General features: G+C 53.7%; 14 protein-coding genes. 2 read left to right on the top strand and 12 right to left on the bottom strand.

Annotated elements, in window-relative coordinates; genetic code table 11:
- The first annotated feature begins 198 nt into the window (after window positions 1-198).
- Window positions 199-1,380 (top strand): TolC family protein, encoded by a 1,182-nt coding sequence (locus NST37_RS06025; protein WP_003388181.1) that lies wholly within the window; start codon window positions 199-201, stop codon window positions 1,378-1,380.
- Window positions 1,381-1,544: 164 nt separating this feature from the next.
- Here the strand turns inward: NST37_RS06025 and NST37_RS06020 are convergent, their stop codons facing one another.
- The 11 genes from NST37_RS06020 to NST37_RS05970 all read right to left on the bottom strand — a co-directional run bounded on the left by NST37_RS06020 (window position 1,545) and on the right by NST37_RS05970 (window position 13,648).
- On the bottom strand, window positions 1,545-2,507 hold the full coding sequence (locus tag NST37_RS06020; RefSeq protein ID WP_031932164.1) for a metal-dependent hydrolase: 963 nt from the start codon (window positions 2,505-2,507) through the stop codon (window positions 1,545-1,547).
- 214 nt (window positions 2,508-2,721) lie between these two features.
- A complete protein-coding gene (locus tag NST37_RS06015) occupies window positions 2,722-3,159 on the bottom strand; it encodes a DUF350 domain-containing protein (protein ID WP_003388183.1) in 438 nt (145 codons plus the stop codon).
- A gap of 20 nt (window positions 3,160-3,179) precedes the next feature.
- Entirely contained in the window at window positions 3,180-4,421 is a 1,242-nt protein-coding gene (locus NST37_RS06010) for a glutathionylspermidine synthase family protein (protein WP_031932163.1), read from the bottom strand.
- A 3-nt stretch (window positions 4,422-4,424) separates the two neighbouring features.
- Window positions 4,425-4,691: a hypothetical protein gene (locus NST37_RS06005; RefSeq protein ID WP_339186420.1), complete on the bottom strand. Its 267-nt coding sequence runs from the start codon at window positions 4,689-4,691 to the stop codon at window positions 4,425-4,427.
- Between the two features lie 8 nt (window positions 4,692-4,699).
- Window positions 4,700-5,149 carry a hypothetical protein gene (locus NST37_RS06000; RefSeq protein ID WP_003388187.1) on the bottom strand — a complete coding sequence of 150 codons (450 nt, stop codon included), beginning with the start codon at window positions 5,147-5,149 and terminating at the stop codon, window positions 4,700-4,702.
- A 205-nt stretch (window positions 5,150-5,354) separates the two neighbouring features.
- On the bottom strand, window positions 5,355-7,151 hold the full coding sequence (locus NST37_RS05995) for a M3 family oligoendopeptidase (protein ID WP_024983519.1): 1,797 nt from the start codon (window positions 7,149-7,151) through the stop codon (window positions 5,355-5,357).
- A gap of 383 nt (window positions 7,152-7,534) precedes the next feature.
- The gene (gene mobB / locus NST37_RS05990) at window positions 7,535-8,053 is read right to left on the bottom strand and encodes a molybdopterin-guanine dinucleotide biosynthesis protein B (RefSeq protein ID WP_339167473.1); all 519 of its coding nucleotides are present in this window, start codon (window positions 8,051-8,053) and stop codon (window positions 7,535-7,537) included.
- A gap of 3 nt (window positions 8,054-8,056) precedes the next feature.
- Window positions 8,057-9,316 carry a gephyrin-like molybdotransferase Glp gene (glp, locus tag NST37_RS05985; RefSeq protein WP_003388190.1) on the bottom strand — a complete coding sequence of 420 codons (1,260 nt, stop codon included), beginning with the start codon at window positions 9,314-9,316 and terminating at the stop codon, window positions 8,057-8,059.
- Between the two features lie 50 nt (window positions 9,317-9,366).
- On the bottom strand, window positions 9,367-11,715 hold the full coding sequence (locus NST37_RS05980) for an FdhF/YdeP family oxidoreductase (RefSeq protein WP_003388191.1): 2,349 nt from the start codon (window positions 11,713-11,715) through the stop codon (window positions 9,367-9,369).
- Between the two features lie 241 nt (window positions 11,716-11,956).
- Window positions 11,957-12,322: a DUF2294 domain-containing protein gene (locus NST37_RS05975; protein ID WP_003388192.1), complete on the bottom strand. Its 366-nt coding sequence runs from the start codon at window positions 12,320-12,322 to the stop codon at window positions 11,957-11,959.
- A gap of 51 nt (window positions 12,323-12,373) precedes the next feature.
- Window positions 12,374-13,648 carry an OFA family MFS transporter gene (locus NST37_RS05970; protein WP_003388193.1) on the bottom strand — a complete coding sequence of 425 codons (1,275 nt, stop codon included), beginning with the start codon at window positions 13,646-13,648 and terminating at the stop codon, window positions 12,374-12,376.
- A gap of 382 nt (window positions 13,649-14,030) precedes the next feature.
- Here NST37_RS05970 and fdhD point away from each other — a divergent pair, with 382 nt between their 5' ends.
- On the top strand, window positions 14,031-14,834 hold the full coding sequence (fdhD, locus tag NST37_RS05965; RefSeq protein ID WP_003388194.1) for a formate dehydrogenase accessory sulfurtransferase FdhD: 804 nt from the start codon (window positions 14,031-14,033) through the stop codon (window positions 14,832-14,834).
- Between the two features lie 28 nt (window positions 14,835-14,862).
- Here fdhD and NST37_RS05960 read toward each other — a convergent pair whose 3' ends face one another.
- Complete coding sequence (locus NST37_RS05960) at window positions 14,863-15,510, bottom strand: molybdenum cofactor guanylyltransferase (protein ID WP_024983522.1); 648 nt, start codon at window positions 15,508-15,510, stop codon at window positions 14,863-14,865.
- Window positions 15,511-15,546 lie beyond the last annotated feature (36 nt).

The following is a 15,546-nucleotide window of genomic DNA, read 5'->3' as shown; positions in this document are numbered from 1 at the left end:
TGTCAATAGGAGCACTGGATCCCTGGCGTCCTTCCCGTTTTGCATCTGGCATTACAAGGACGTGATGCGACTGGTTATCTGCTAATTTTTAAAATGTGAGTGCGTTTTTCATGTTGACGAATGTGAACAGGAAAATATATACTAAACACGATATTGATAATGATAATCGTTATCATATATTTACTTTGGAGGTCTCATATGAAATCTACAGTTATCAAACGTCTTTACAGTACAACCTTGATCACCGCTTTCCTGTCGGGATCGCACATCGCTCTTGGTGTTCCGTTTGCTGCACATGCCGAACAAGCTAGCGCAGACAAAGCAGCGCTTAGCGAGGTTAAACAGACGGATGCAGCGCCGTCAACGGTAAACCAGGCAAAACAGGCTGAGGCAGCGGCATTCACACGAAACCAGACTGAACAGGCAAAAGCAGCAGCATTGACGCTTGCTCAGGCTGAAGACATAGCGCTAAACAACAGCATCGATCTGGCCATGCTGCGGCTTGATGCCGATTCAACCTATTACAAGACACGCCAGACTTTGCAAGAAAAAGGCGCCATCAAGAGCGGCTCGATAAAAACGCTTGATCAGGCAAAAAAGAAGTACGAGGAAATGGCGAAGGCACGCAAGGACCTCGTCCATAGCCAGGCTGCGATGAAAGCACAAGAAAACACTTTGCGCCTGCAAGTGCAAAAAGCTTACCTTGACGCGCTGTTTGGCAAAGCACAGCTCGACTTGCAAAAGAAAAGCATCAAGCGACAATTCTGGTCTTCCGCTCCAAGTGAAGAAACGCAAAAAAACATCGAAAATCTCGAAACCAACCATAAACAAGCTTTAGCCAAGCTAAACGAACTGTTGAATGAGAATCCGTCCAAAGAGTGGAAGCTGGAGGCAGCCGATGACTTGACGAATGACAAACTGCCCGTTCTTGAGGAAATCCAGAAAGCCGCGTACGAAAAACGCCCGGACATCGTAAAAGCGATAGCCGAGAAAACATTTGCCCAGGAAAAAATCGATTACCTCAAAGATTATTCCGCTTTGAGTACATACCTCGGCAAAATGGCTAGAAACGACGGAAAAAAAGCGGAGCTTCTTTTGCAGCGAGCAAAAGCAAAGGCGGATCAGGAAATCGCGGAAAGCTACAAGAAAGCAGTTGCGGCCAGACAAGCTATGGAGGAAAGCGCTGAAAGCAGAAAATCGGCAGAGAAGCGTTATCGCGCCGTTCTGTCAAACTATCACAACGGGAAGGCGGCTCTTTCGGAGTTGGCCCAGCAGGAGAGCGAATTGTTGGAGCTGGAGACAAGGCATGTTGAATCCATCTACCAGTACAACACAGCGGTAGCTACCTTAAAACATTCGATCGGGTATTCATCGTATTAATCGTCCAACCAGCTATAAATACTCCCAACCTTTTTTAACGAACAGGTTGGGAGTTTCACATTCTCCCTCACAAACATCAATCAATGACAAAAAGGCTCCGGCAATTAGCCAAGGAGGATGGAAACAACACGGAAAAAAACACGGGACAGCTCCCGTGCACCAAGTCACACAAACGGCGGATTCCACATTTTCTTCCGCCAGCCCATTTTCAGAGAAACGACGTTTAGCTCCCGGTCCAGACGAACATCCACGCCAAAGGGAAGCTTGCGATCGTACCAGAACCGCACGTCGCTCCAGGTCACTTCATAACCGTCGTGAATCTCTTTCCACGTCACATGGACCCGCTGGGCAAACCCGAGAAAGGCCCTGACCCCGTCGACTCCCATCGTGGCCCGAATAATCTCATTCCTCTGCTCCTTCAGGTAAACCTCCTCTACATATATGTGCTGATACTCCACTTTTCCCGTATAGAAGTGGCGGTCCGTTTCCACGACAAACCTCCAGAAAAACGGATGAAAGCTGGGGATCACATGATACACCCCGTCCAGGCCAAACCGGCCTTTCACACGGCGAATCAGCAGCTGATGCTGGCAAGCCCGGACGGCAATATAGCCAAATGATGCCAGATAGACAATCGCGAAAATCGTTCCCGGCTCTCCGTGAAAGAAAATCCACCATACCAGCCCACCCGCATGCAGCACAAACAGGAACGGCTCGAAAATGGCCAGAATGTCGAGGTGGACCCAGCGCTGTGACAACGGACGCAGGCACTGGACGCCGTACGTATTCAGCATATCGAGAAAAACGTGGAGGATGACCGCAGCCAAAGCCCACCCATACAAGAGCCAGAGATGACCCCACAAACCGTAACCGGCAGACACCAGCAAGGAAATAACAGCCGGCCACAGGAACAATGCCGGGATTGAATGCGTAACCCCCCGGTGATAGCGGATGTAGGTTGTCTGTCCCTTGACCCGGACCACCGTGTCAAAGTCGGGTGCATTTGAACCAATCACAGTCGCAGCCATGACCGCTTGCGCCAATACCGGATCGCTCGCGACGCCCGGACTCAGGTGGGCAAGGCCCCCCAAAGTAACTCCCAGCAACAGATGACTTCCCGTATCCATGACGATCCCTCCCAAACGTTTTTTGCTGTACGCATAGCCTCCTGCAACAGCGCTCTCCCTATTTCCTTTCTCTTTCTCCCTCTCCCTCAACTGTACGGAACATTCGTAACTCCTGAATCAATGCAAGGTAAAGGTTTCTTTAAGAAAGCGAGGGGCTGTCCGATTTACGAGCGACAAAAAAACCGCCGGGGCATATACCCTGACGGTTCCTTTACTAGTAGCTGATCAACGCTGCCAGCAGCAGCCCCGCCGCAATGCTCAAGCGGGAAGCAAAGATGCCGACTGATACGTTTCCGTTTGGAATTTCCGAAACGACTTTAAATGGAGTGAGCCATTCAAACAGGTAAAAGACGAGAACCTGAAAAACGACCCCGACAATCCCCCAGAGCAAAAGGTCCAGCAGGTTTACGGAATGGTAAACCGCAGATCCGAGCACGATCGCAAGCCCGATGATTTTTCCCCCGAGATCATGGGCCGCCGCTTTGGCTGCAGCCATTTTTTTCGGATCGTCTGTCTGCGATCCATTCTTGATCAGTTCAAATTCCTTGTACGGAGTCGTAAAAGTAAATACAAAAATACCTACTCCCAAAATGGGAATGGTGACAGCCAAATAAGAAAGAAAGTTTAATAGATACCCCACTTGTGAGTCCATGTCGCTCTCTTCTCCCTCCTTTATTCTTGTAGGCCTACCGGCAAATAGTAGGACATGTTGTTGGTGATCGGCCCTCCGACACGGGCGATGATCGCGGATGCCTCTCCGCCAATCAAAAACGAGCCCCAGAGCAGCCGCCCTTCGCGTTGTCCTTCAGATGTTCTTACCGTAACGACGGGAAGCTCCACGCGCTTTTGGTAGATCATCTGCTGGTCCCAGTAAAACTCCTCCTGGTCCTTCTCTACGACGCTGCCTTCCGCATCGAACAGCACGACCCCGCCTCCTTCCCGCCCAAAGACAGGCTTGGTGACGTAATCGGCAACGCCCGCGAACCGGTTTTCAAAATAGGTCGGCAGCATATACGTTGCAACAATGTCATGCTCTTCCTGCGAAAAAAACTCGCCCGCTTCATGCAAATTCCAGATCAGGGCCTGAACAGCCTTGGACTGGAGCAAAAAGGCCGAAGGCGGATTGATAATCGCCAGCTTTTTATCTGCGATCAGCTGCAGCACATGCTCGCCGGTCGGGTAGCCGTCCTCGTCTCTCTCCTCTGCGAGCTTTTCCAGGGCATGCAGCCGGTATAGCACGTCAACAGGTGTCAGGTCCTCGCCCTCGAGCACGTACAGCCGGTCCTCAAAGACGCGCAGCTGCTCGAGTCCGGCAAAGCGGGCTGGCAACCCGGACTTTTCCAGAAGGTATTGCGTCGTCCCTTTGTCTTCTTCATGCCAGTCAAGCGCGCTGAACCAGATGTGCTTCGTCCGGTACCCCCGTTCTTTGTAAGCTTCCAGTATGTTCTGAAATGACGGAGCAAATCTCTTCTCCATCCCCCGGTTTGGGTTATTTACTCCAAAAGCATGGCAGACGTGCTCATTGACGCAAAAAGCCTCCACAATCCCCGTTGGGGTATCGCTGTTGTACTCCAGCATTTTCAACCCTTCTGCTGTCTGGGCAAAGTCGAAACGGCCTACGACCGTCGCAGGAATCTGCGGGATGGCGGTTCGCACAGCTCGCAGTGCCGGTTGCGGCACACCCAGCTCAAGCAACAGAGAGTCGTCTGCCTTTTGCAGCACGGGCACCGTTTTTGCGAAAATTACGGCCAATTGCTTCGTCGCCAAAGCCAATTCCTCGCGAAAGGAGCCTGTGATCAGATGAATGTCGGCCAACGCGTATTCTTCGCCGTACATCCAATCCCATGTAAACACGCCTTCCGTCCTCAGAGGACCGTATAAACGTTCCCGATCAATGTTGTGCGGCGCTGTCATCTCTCACCCCGAACTGGACGTTCCGGAGCTGCCGATGCCGCCCTTGGAACCGCTGCTGATGCCTGATGAGCTGCTCTTGTCTTTACTGCTGCTGGAATGGTAATAGTGAGAGGAGCTCGATCTCGAACCGCCCCCGCCATCATCACAATATCCATCATTGTCCGCGTCATAGCAATCGTCGTCATATCCCCCCGACGAGCAGCCGCTGATCGTCAATGCCGCAGCCACGAACAGTCCGACTACTTTAGCCGTCTTGGTTTGTGTCATCATCTTTCCTCCTACGCTGACGGCCGTGCGTAATAAACATACACGCGCCGATCTTCATCCACCTCTGCAGATGTCTTTTCCCATTCGCGACCGTTCAAAGTAATATAGTCGCTTTGCAACAGCAATAGAACATCGTCGTCATCCTTGAAGGAGTACGTATGTATAAGCGGGTATACATTGGTTCCTTCCTTGTACTCGCGCAACTCAATCTGAATGCTGCCCCAGCGTGCTGCCGCTGTATCGACGTAGTCCACGGCCTGCTCCTCCGCAGAATACCGGACATAAATGACGTAGCACCCCGGCTCAGTCGCGCAGGACGTCTTTTCAAACACGACGTGACCCTTGACCAGGTAATCGCAGGCAAACCGCAAGGAAATCTCGTCCTTGTCAATCCCGTCGTAATAGTACAAAACCGGATAATCCTTTTCCTCGTCAAGCAGACGGTATTCCAGTCGAGCCATCCTTTTCACCTCCACGTAACAGAATATCAATATTTACGGATATGGAAATGATTTGTTTCTCCTATTTTTGATAAAAAATGGTTTGGCAGCAGGACATTTTTGATGTCTCTGTACGCTCAAGCTGGCCCTTCCCATCGAAGGAAAACGTTCCGCACCAAAAAAGATCCGACCATTCACCGGCCGGATCTTGCTATTGGGACGTTTCCTACACCGTCTCTTTTTCCGTCAACCGCAGGAATTCATCGATGTCGGCTACCGCCAGATCGACGGCTGTCTGCCAGAACTCCACAGTCGTAATGTCCTCGCCCAGGTGGCGCATAGCCAGCTCCTCGACGGTCATCCGCCCCGTATCGCGCAGCAGGGCGTCGTACATGTCGGCAAAGCCGGGCCCTTCCTGCAGCGCGCGTGCATATACGCTCAGGCTGAACAGATAGCCGAAGGTGTACGGGAAATTGTAGAACGGATAGGTGGTGATATAGAAATGCAGCTTGGACGCCCAGAAATGCGGCTCGTACTCGGAGAGCGCATCGCAGTAGGCTTCTTTCTGCGCTTCGACCATCAGGCGATTCAGCTCGCCGACGCTGACCAGTCCTTTTTTCCGCTGCTCGTAAAAACGCGTCTCGAACAGGAAGCGAGCGTGGATGTTCATAAAGAAAGCGACGGTCTGCTGCAGTTTGTCCTCCAAAAGGGAGATGCGTTCCTTGTCGCTGGCAGCGTTTTTCACAGCCGCATCGGCGACGATCATTTCCGCAAAGGTGGACGCCGTCTCCGCCACGTTCATCGCGTAATTTTGCGCCAATTGCGGCAAACCGCTCATGACCTGCTGATGATAAGCATGACCGAGCTCGTGCGCCAGGGTCGATACGTTTTTCGCAGTTCCAGCGTAAGTCATGAATACGCGGGATTGGTTTCTCACCGGGAAGCTGGTGCAGAAACCCCCGGGACGTTTGCCTGCGCGATCCTCTGCCTCGATCCAGCCTTCCTCGAATGCACGGCGGGAAAATTCAGCCATCGCCGGGTGGAAACGGCCGAACTGCTCGAGGATAAAGGCAGCCGCTTCATCATAAGAAACCTGTTTATGTTCTTTGGAGATCGGTGCGGACACATCGTACCAGCTCACTTTTTCCACACCGAGCAGCTTCGCTTTCCGCTCCAGGTACGCAACCAGGCGGTCCTTGCGGTTGTTGATCGCCTGCCACATCGCATCGAGCGTTTTTTCCTGCATTCTGCCGATGTCAAGCGGCTCGCGCAGAACGGATTCCCAGCCGCGATGGCGGTACAGCGCGAGACGGAAGCCTGCCAAATGGTTGATCGCTTTGGCAAACAATTCTGCTTCTTTCGCCCAAGCTTCTTCCCACTTGGCAAATACGAGAGCGCGGACGGAACGATCCGGATGGTTCATCAGATTGGCCGCTTGACCGACTGACAGTTGTTTCGTCTCCCCGTCGATCTCCACTTCAATCGTCATGCGTCCTACGACTGCATTGGACAAATCCTGCCAGGCATGATATCCGTCGACAGCCAGATCGGTAGCCAGCATCTCCTGTTCAGGAGTCAGCTTTTCCTGAGCCCGTCTGCGCCGTTCGTTCAACGGAAAGGCGATCGGCTCCACATCCGGTAGCTGCAGGATCGCATTCCATGATTGCTCGTCAATGTTCAGCAGGTGAACATCCCATGTCGTCAAAACGGAGGCAAACGCAGCGGACAGACTTTTGACCCGTCCCCCGAGAAGCGTAGCCTGCTCGTCCCGGACGTTCTGGGCTGTCAGGCAGGAAATAAACGCCCCCGCTTCTTTCAGGCGAACCGCAATGCTTTGCACAGTAGCGAGTACGGCTTGAAACGGTGACGGCTCAGAAAGGGAAAGTCCTTTCTGTGTTAACTGAGCGCGCAGTGCGGCAACCTCGTCTTCCAGTTGGCCCAAAAATGTACGAAACGCTTCCGAGGCGCTTCCGCCTGGAAAAAACACATCCAAATCCCAACGCTGTGGTAATTGCTTTGTCATTATGTACCCCTCCCCCTGTCATTGTAACCCAATGGTTTCACCATGTGCAGAGTATTTCCAAATTTTTGTAGAAGCAAGGATGTCTTCATTTGCTGTCTCTATATTATAGGAAGAAAATATTTTGGGATGGAAGAAAAAATTTGATAAGAGAGCAAACATATCCGCCTCACGTCAGGAATGCGCCTGTCAAATGCGCAAGCTGTATCTATTAGGAAACGCTCACCACTGGGGATCGGGCGGAATGAAACAAAGAAAAGCCGTTTTCCCAAGTGGCAGGACAACGGCTTTTTGAAAACGATTTTTTAAGAACGGCTTTTTAAGTACGCCTTTTTGTACAGCAACCCATTTTCATTCGAAGGATTGCCCGTAGTAAAAGGTAGCAATCAGCCCGTCCCTTTTTTTCTAGCCTCGTAATAATCCAGCACAAACCGGGCGACCCGATCCCGGTCATTCACCGAAAACACAGGCACCTCTGGATGTGCAAAAGCATCCCAGCTGATCACAGCGACCACACCCGATACGAGCGAGAGCAGCTGCTGATCCTCCGGACGGCGCAGGACGACCATTTTCGGGTAGTTCTCCCGCTTGAAGCCTTCGACCAGCACCAGCTCGGCACCTGCTGCTGCCATCCGCTCGATCAGCTCTGACAAAGGCAGCGGCCGCTGCTCCAGCATCGCCGTTTTTGTCCGCGATGTGATCGTCACCAGCGAGGCTCCCGCTTCTCTGTACTTCCACGTATCCTTGCCCGGCTGATCCCATTCAAAGTCATGCCCGCCGTCGTGCTTGATGACGCCTACACGAATGCCAGACTCCTCGATAAGCGAGATCAGCTTGGCCATCAATGTCGTTTTGCCCGAATCGGAGTAGCCCACGATCTGCAGGACGACCGCTTCCCTCGCCATTCGTCACTCCTCCCTCGACCAGCCCGGCATGACATGACAGATGACCTCGACGACCTCTCCGGCCAGCTTGCCTCTGCCTCCTGGCGGAATAATGGCAAAGCATTCGCTTTTTGACATGGTGCAAAGGTTTCCCGCTTTGTCGTTCCAATCAGGCCATACGTACAAGCTTCCCTTTTCCTCCGTCAACTTCCCCCGCAAATACCGGGGATACGGGCAGGGCTTGTCGTACGTCTCGCCCAAAAAGGCTTTGATCCGCTTCGTTTGGACCTTGCCCTCACCCAAAAGCGACCGCAAAACAGGGAGCAGGAAAAGGTGGGCGCCCAGAAAACAAGCGCCCGGGTTGCCCGAAAGCGCGCAGATGAGCTTGTTTTGGTAGAGCAGCGCCGTGGTCGGACTGCCGGGACGGATCGCCACTCTGTTAAACAAAAGGCTCACATCCGGCTCGTCTGTCAGATAAGCCATGACATCGTAATCCCCCACGGAAACGCCTCCGGACGTGACCAACAAATCGACCTGCTCCAGGCACTCTCCGATGCGCTTCTTGGCGAGCGGCAATTCATCGGGAAGCCCTTCGAACAGGACCGGTATCCCGCCTGTCTCCGCGATCATGGCAGACAGCATGATGGCATTGCTGTTGCGAATTTTTCCCGGCACGAGCGGCTCGTCTACCTCCAAAAGTTCCGTGCCGGTCGACAGCAGGCCGACCCGGGGCTTGCGGACCACCGGCACCCGGGCGTAGCCGAATGTAGCCAGGATGGCAAGCGTACCTGCATTGATGCGCTCGCCCGCTTTGGCTACAACGCTGCCCTGCTGCATTTCCTCCCCCTGGCGCGAGAGGTTTTCACCCGGCGCAAGCTGGCGCTTGATTCTGACCTCCCGCGACATTTCACCCGGCTGCTCTGTCTGCTCGAACATGATGACTGCATTGGCCCCGGGCGGCAGCATCGCCCCGGTCATGATCCGGCTCGCCGTCCCCGGTGTCACTTCCTTTGCCGGTACATCGCCGGCCGCAATCGTTTCCACTACCTGCAGCGGGACGGGCTGCTCCACGGTAGCACCTGCTGTATCCTCCGCTCTCACGGCAAATCCGTCCAACGGGGAGCGGTCAAATGGAGGCAGATCGCTCGTAGCCGTAATATCTCTGGCCAAAATGCGTCCGTATGATTCGTATATGTCGACCTGTTCTTCCTCCAGCCTGCCCAGGTCGGTCAGCAGCCTGCCGACCGCTTCCTCCACGCTGATCGTTTGTCGCTGAAAGCGCATGGTTTGTTCCTCCTCCTAGATGTTCCCTGCCTCGCGTATCGCAAGCCCGATTAGCCGACGTCCACTTCCAGATCCTCCACCCGCTTTTCCGCGTACTTCAAATCCTTGCCTGCTGTAAATCGGTCCGCTTTTTCCACTTTCACAGTCGTATTGTATTCGGGAATGCCCGCGTACTTTTCGTAAACGCCTTTGGGAATGAGCACATTTCCCTCTGGCCAATACACCTGGATATTTCCCTGAAGCGTATCTGCATACTTCGCCTTGCCCTGAAACGTTCCAAACTGATTATACACGACGATCGGCTCCCCCTCCCGAATATGCAAGCTTTTGGCATCTTCCGGATGGATCAGAACGTCGTAGCGATCCGCGTCGTTAAAGGGGTCTCTCTCACTATATACCATGGAATTGAACTGCTTGCCTCTGCGGGTCGTGACGAAAAATTGACCATTCGGCCTCTGCAGCTCAGGCAGCTCGATCGGAATCAGATTGGCCCGCCCGTCGGGAGTCGGACAGACGCCGTCCTCGCACAACCACGCCCCTCCCCATTGGAAGACATCGCCCCGCTTTTTGAGATGCTGGATGCCGTCGTAATTCGGATTGGCCAGGGCGATCTCCTCCCGTATCTCCTGCGCGCTGGAAAACTGGATCAAGTGCTTGCGCTTGGGGTCTACACGGCAGGCCAGATCGACATAAATCTCCCATTCCGCCCGGGCCTCCCCGATCCGCGGCCCCTCTACCTCGGCGCTGAAATAGACCATCCGCTCCGTACTGGTCGAGGTGCCTCCCCCCGGCTGTTCATAGCGGGTCATCGCCGGCAGGACGATGACCTCCTCCTTGGCGTCCACCAGCGTAGAAGTGTTGAAAATGATGTCCTGATGCACCCGCAGCTCGACGTTCTCCAGACATTTCTTCATATAAGAAGGATCAGGCATCGTCTCGAGAAAGTTTCCTCCGCTGGTGTAAAACAGCCTCGTTTTCCGCTCGTGGCCGTTTGGGAGCAAAGCATTTTCCAGCGAGACGCCGACGATGTCCCCCTGCCACTTCGGAATCGAAAAGCCCCATATCTTCTCGAGCCGGCTCCAGCTTTTTTCATCAAAATCTCCTCCGGGCAGACTGAACGGGTCGGCTCCCATCTCGCCCGAGCCCTGTACCCCGGAATGCCCGCGGATCGGCATCACGCCGCAGTGCTTCCGTCCAATGAAGCCGCGCAGGATTGCCAGATTGGCCACCTGGGAGATGTTGTCCGTGCCAAAACGGTGCTGCGTCAAGCCCATCGACCAGACGAACACTCCTGATTTCGCGCGTGCCAGCAAGACGGCGAACTCCTTCATCCGCTCCCGGCTCGTTCCCGCCGATTTCTCCAGCGCCGCCCAGTCCTGAGCCAAGACATGCGCCTTCAATTCATCCAGTCCGTTTGCATGATGGGCCAAAAAGTCGTGATCGAGCGCCGCTCCCCGCTCGGCCTCCTCCATCTCAAACCAAATCTTCATGACTCCGTTCATGAAGGCGATGTCGCCGCCTATATTGACCTGATAAAAATCGTCGACGATTTTGGTGCCGAACAGAGCGCTGTCAGGGATGGACGGAATCCAGTACTTCTCCATCGCCGGCTCCCGGTACGGGTTGATCAGGATGATCTTCGTCCCCGCTTTCTTGGCCGCATACATATACTTGGTGGATACAGGCTGGTTGTTCGCTGGCACCGAGCCCCAAAAGACGAGCACATCTGTCCCGATCCAGTCCTGATAGTTGCAACTGGACGCTCCGATGCCCAGTGAGCGTTTCAATGCCGTTTTGCTCGGAGAGTGGCAGATTCGGGAGGAATTGTCGATATTGTTCGTTCCGAGGAAACGGGCCACTTTTGCTGCCGTATAGTACACTTCGTTGGTTATGCCGCGGGAGGTCAGAAAAAACGCCAGCTGCTTGGGAGAAATGCCTCTGATCTTGGAGGCGATGCGGTTTAAGGCTTCGTTCCAACTGATGCGGGCAAAGCGATTTTCACCAGGCTTGCGGGAGAGCGGGTAGGGGATGCGGCCCAGCTTGCGCAAATCTGCGCTGGACAGCTTCCTCATTTCTTCTACATTTTCAAGCCATTTCGGATCGATGGCGGGCATCGTATTGAGCCGCAGCACGTTCAGGCGCGTCGTGCACAGATGAGCGCCCTTCAGCGTCTGATCGGACAAGCCTGAGACACCGAGCGCACAGCCGTCGCACACTCCCTGCGTCAGGATGCGGTATGCGTATGCGAGGTTATCCCGATTCTCGTAGATGACCTTCACCGTATCTCGGATGTGATGCGGCTTTACCTTGCCAAGTCCCATTGGAACCAGAGATGCCCACATAGAAGGTTTCCAGGATGTATCAAGCTTGATGGGACCGTTGTGCTTCGTCTTTCCCATGACACTCGCTCCTTTCTTTTTAACGATTATTCCGCCGAAACAATCGTATTCCTTCCTATCCATCATCCGAAAAAAAGCGTTTTCATTATTTGCAAGAAAATAACCACCGCGAAACAGTCCCATCAAAGCGAAAGGAATGTCCACGGTGGTTCTTCGGCAGGAGCGCTACCAAGTACCTTGCGTGTGTGAGGCGATACTCCGTCTTGTCCAAACGCTCACAGGATCGCTGCTGCGCTCAGGCTTACGGCTCGTTTTTGAACTTTTTTTCGATGTCTTGGTCAAACACGAAGATGGACATCCCAAAATCGCGTTCAATGTCAATATCGACGAATAAATCCACGAGGGCCGCACCTAGAAATGCCTCCATGTCGATCGGACGGTTTTTCCGGTACATTTCCTTTACCATTTCCGTCCGGGCCGCACGGAGCATCTGTTTCCCTTCATCAGCAGTCGCAATGAACTTTTCTACCGGAGAGAGGTTCCCCTCCATCTCGCAAATCGCCCAATTTTTGCAAAACGTCGTGACGATTTTGCTCGGTCCCTTGCCCATGTGTCGCTTTCGGAAGGTTCTGACCAGATTGCTGAACTCAGCTTCATATTTATTCATCGATGCAAGTCACCTTTAACTAATTGATCTTACCTAAAACTTTACCACTTATCAGCTAGCCAGTTCAACAGCGTTTTCTTTGCGCTTCGCTTCTTCTTTCAGCTTTTTGATGTCGAGACGGACGATCAGCGAGATGACGAGAGCTACCACAAACATTGCCACAAATACGCTCAGCGTGCCGGTGTAGCTGCCAGTCTTTTCACGTACCCAGGCTGCAAAGATCGGACCAGCCAGTCCCGCTGCCGCCCATGCTGTCAGGATGTAGCCGTGAATAGCGCCCAATTGCTTCGTGCCGAACAGGTCGCCGATGTAGGCCGGGATCGAGGAGAAGCCGCCGCCATAGCAGGTCATGATGATGAACATCGCGATCATGAACAGCGTCTGGATCGTCAAATTCGGCAAAAGGAAGAACAGGACGATCTGGATCGCGAAGAAGGCGGTGTAGGTATTGGCACGGCCGATATAGTCAGACAGGGATGCCCAGCCGATGCGGCCGGCTCCGTTGAACAAGCCGTTCAAGCCAACCATGGTTGCCGCCATGCCGACAGACATTCCGGCAATCTCTTGCGCCATCGGAGACGCAACCGAGATGATCGCGATACCACAGGTCACGTTGATAAAAAGCATCAGCCACAGCCAGTAGAATCGGCGCGTTTTCACCGCTTCGTTGGCGGTCAGCTGGCACAGGTCCTTCTTAATCTGCTTTTGTCCCTCGCTTGCTTGTGCGGAATATCCTGCCGGCACCCATCCTTGTGGCGGCGGAGCCAGGTATTGAGCGGAAGCAAACATAACGACGAAATAAATGATGCCGAGAATAAAGAATGTATTCGCGATTCCTACGCTTTCGATCAGTGCTTGAATAATCGGTCCCGCAATCATCGATGCAAAGCCAAATCCCATGATCGCCAGTCCTGTTGCCAAACCGCGGCGGTCAGGGAACCATTTGACCAGCGTGGAAACCGGAGTAATATACCCGACGCCCAGTCCGATTCCGCCCAATACGCCGTAGCATATGTACAAAAGCGGCAGGCTTTCCATGCTGATGGCCAGACCCGAACCGGTAATACCTACGCCAAAAAAGATTGAAGAAAGAATGCCTGCCTTGCGCGGTCCGTGCTTCTCCACATAGTGCCCGAGGAATGCCGCGGACAGCCCCAGGAACAAAATTGCGATGCTAAACGTCAGCTGTACACTGGACAGCTCCCAGCCAAATTGGCTGGTGATCGGCTTGGTGAATACGCTCCACGCGTAAACAGAACCGATCGAGAGGTGGATTCCCACCGCAGCCGCTGCAATCAACCAGCGGTTTTTCACTTTCTGCTGCATGCCAATTCATCTCCTTCATCATCAACTTGAGAGGCGATACCGAAGCACGCCCCGAAAACAAGAAAAACTGCCGGTCCATCCTCGCTACTGGAAGCCGGAAACCGGCACATGGGCGAAAAGATGAAACACGACAGTTAATCATCAGCAGGGTCGCTACTTCAGCATCAACAGCTAGTGTTTGGTATTCACTTACAGGCAGTCCGACAAAAGAACCGGCGACAGGTACGCTATCCCGCGTCAATTTGTGAACTGTTTCGTAAAAAGGTGAAAATTCTGTGACAACCAAAACCTCAAATAGTATACTACCATGTGAGCGCTTACTCTACAATACGTTCCTTAAATTTTTTTTGATATAACGGTTCAAAAGGAGGCCAAGGCCAGTATGTCCGATTTGTCCAAAACAATTACGCGCCCTGTCCTGAAGGTACAGGTGGGCAAGTCCGAGTGGGAAGACGACGAGGTTGTCACCGAATACCCGTTGACGATTTTTCTCGGGGACGAGGAGTTTGCCACCATCGTCTGCACGCCCGCCGATCTGGAGGAAATGGTAATCGGCTTTCTTGCCGCAGAAGGCGCGATCCGCTCCTATGCGGACATCAAGCAAGTCACCATCGACGAGGGAAAAGGGTTCGCGTACGTCGACACCCATCAGAAGACCATGCTGTCCCAGAGCTTTTACTCCAAGCGCCGCATCACCTCCTGCTGCGGCAAAAGCAGGCAGTCGTTTTATTTCTTCAGCGACGCGCGTACTGCCAAACCGGCTGAAGACGGCGTCACCGTCACACCGGAGCAATGCTTGCAGCTCATGAATGTGCTGCAAGCCTCGTCCGACATTCACCGCAAGACGGGCGGCGTGCACAACGCCGCGCTGTGCACGCCGGACCAGGTGCTGCTCCAGTATTCCGACATCGGCAGGCACAATGCGCTGGACAAGATCTACGGGTACTGCCTGCGGGAAAATATTTCGACCGCCGATAAAATTCTCACCTTCAGCGGCCGGATCTCCTCAGAGGTTTTGCTGAAGGCGGCAAAGATCGGAGCGGGCATCATTTTGTCCAAATCGGCCCCGACCGACCTCGCCCTGCAACTGGCGGAGGAGCTGAACATTACGGCGATCGGCTTTATCCGCAATGACAGGATGAACGTGTACACGAATCCTCATAGGGTCATCGTACCGACAGCTTGAGCTTTGTGTAAAGAGAAAGACCGGGCCGTTACGGCTGCCCGGTCTCTCTTTTTTGCTTTTCCTGCAGGGCGATGCGGTATTCCTCCGGCGTATTGGCATTAAAAGCCGCCCAAGGGTCGAGCAAGCCGGGCGGAGTCGTCACCACTTGAAGCCCGCAAAGCACCTCCATCAAGCGATGCTGCTTCATTTGCAGCGCCTCCTCCCACCTCGGCTGAGACCTCCTGTGGTACAGCGCAAACAGCGGGTGCAGCCGCTCCTCCTTTACCACAATCGCATCCCATTCGCTTACCTCTCCAGCGTATTGAATCAAACGTTCGAGCTGTGTCCGGTCCGCAAACGGCAAATCGCAAGAAAGCACCAGCAATGCCTCCTCGCTGCGCAAACGAAACGCGCTGACGATCCCGCTGATCGGTCCCGCTGACGGCACCAGGTCGCGTGTGACCTCTACCTCTACCGCTGCTTCCGCTACCTCCGCTCCCTGGCCCTTCTCCCCTTCCCTCTGCAGGGCTTCCGGCGTATTGGACACGATCAGACAGGGCAATCCAGCCGCGTTCACTTCCTGCCGCAAATATTGGATCAGCGTACTCCCCTGCCATGCCAACAGCTCTTTGGGCTGGCCCATTCGGCTGCTTTTTCCTCCTGCCAGAATGACTCCGGCTATCGATTTCTTCCGCACGCGATCAATTCCTTTACCCAAAATATTCAACTCTAT

Source organism: Brevibacillus sp. FSL K6-6036, from assembly GCF_037964015.1.
Classification (GTDB): Bacteria; Bacillota; Bacilli; order Brevibacillales; family Brevibacillaceae; genus Brevibacillus; species Brevibacillus borstelensis.
Note: the sequence above shows the minus strand (reverse complement) of the source record. Positions and strands in the feature narration are given on the sequence as shown.